The following is an 843-nucleotide window of genomic DNA, read 5'->3' on the forward strand; positions in this document are numbered from 1 at the left end:
AGGCAGGGGAGACGGCTTTCCCTGCGAATAGCAGGAATAGAACGTTAGCAGCTCCTGTTGAAATACGCCCAGAGACCAACCATCAAACACGATATGATGGAAGGCAAACAGGAGAAAATTCTCCTGTTTGCCGGTTTTGACAAGCAAGCTCCGGCACGGATGCCCATGTTCCAAGTCAAACGGCTTGGCTGCCTCTTCATGGATTATACGGCGAGCTTCCAGGTATTTGTCCTCGACGCGATCATCTGCGAACAAATCGAATTCTTTCATTGGTTGAACGGTGTCGATCGGCTCAATAATTTGTACTGGCGCATTTTCCATCGTTGAAAAGCGCGTTCTCAATGATTCGTGGCGGCGGATGACTTCGATCCACGCCCACTGTATGGCCGTTATGTCCAACTCCCCGATACATTCGAACGCTAACGGAATATGATAATGATTCATGCCCGGTTCAAGCTGATGAAGCAGCCATAATCGTTGTTGAGCAAATGACATAACGGATCCAGCGGGCTTCCTTGACTGCGGCTTAATGGGCGGTTTGCGCGGTGCCTTGTCCTTGGCCAGCCGGGCTGCCAACATTCTTTGCTGCTCGGGAGATAACGAGGCTAAACGATCCCGCAAATCCGTCATACCCATGCATCCTCCTTATGGGGCAGTTCGCGCATAACAGCTTCTCGTTCTTCTTCTGGCAAGTTTTCCAGCTCGGTCAGAAGTTCGGACAGGAGAACTGGATCCATTTCCGTTTCCGATTCCATTTCCGTCATTCCCATGTCTTCAAGCTTGGCGGTTAAAGCCGCAACAGTAGGCGCATCAAACAGGACATGTAAAGGAATCTCTGCTTGG

2 protein-coding genes are annotated in these 843 nt (G+C 50.5%); both read right to left on the minus strand.

What is annotated here, in order from left to right; translation table 11 throughout:
- Window positions 1–630: condensation domain-containing protein (locus AZ66_RS29360; protein WP_044358201.1), on the minus strand; the 630-nt coding region annotated here is incomplete at its 3' end.
- Window positions 627–843, minus strand: a 217-nt coding sequence (locus AZ66_RS32270) for a hypothetical protein (protein ID WP_044358202.1), incomplete at its 5' end; no start/stop codon positions are given. The genes AZ66_RS29360 and AZ66_RS32270, both read right to left, overlap by 4 nt.

This window comes from Paenibacillus sp. E194, assembly GCF_000935845.1.
Taxonomy (GTDB): domain Bacteria; phylum Bacillota; class Bacilli; order Paenibacillales; family Paenibacillaceae; genus Paenibacillus_B; species Paenibacillus_B alvei_B.